1 protein-coding gene is annotated in these 580 nt (G+C 46.4%); it reads left to right on the forward strand.

The window, feature by feature from the left end; genetic code table 11:
• Window positions 1-529: methyltransferase domain-containing protein (locus R7093_RS26815; RefSeq protein WP_318147223.1), on the forward strand; the 529-nt coding region annotated here is incomplete at its 5' end.
• Between the last annotated feature and the right edge of the window lie 51 nt (window positions 530-580).

Here is a 580-nt window from a genome sequence, read left to right on the forward strand (position 1 = left end):
GGATCGTAACCAAACGCCAAACGAGCTGAAGCACTACTTAAAGCGCATTGCTGACAAGACTCATTCGGTGTTTATCCCCGGCTGCGGCGCAGCTTATGAAGTATCGCATTTTGTCGATTGCGGACATGACGTTATCGCAATGGATTACAGCGCAGAAGCCGTCAATCTTGCGAAATCTCAGCTTGGTCAACATCAAGATAAAGTGATGTTGGGGGATGTATTTAATGCGGACTTTTCCCGAGCGTTTGATGTGATTTATGAACGCGCATTTTTAGCCGCACTACCGAGAGAAATATGGGGTGATTACTTTGCGATGATTGAGCGTTTGCTACCAAGTAATGGCTTGCTGGTGGGGTATTTTGTTATCAGCGACGACTACCGATCGCGTTTTCCTCCCTTTTGTTTGCGTAGCGGAGAGCTTGAACAAAGGCTAGAGGCCAACTTCAACCTAATCGAAAGCGCACCCGTTACCGACAGCGTTGATGTCTTCAAAGGTAAAGAACAGTGGATGGTGTGGCAGAAGAAATGAGGTCATGGCGATTCAATCTGACATTGTTGGTGATCTTTAGTTGTCCAATTA

Source organism: Vibrio sp. 1580, assembly GCF_033340055.1.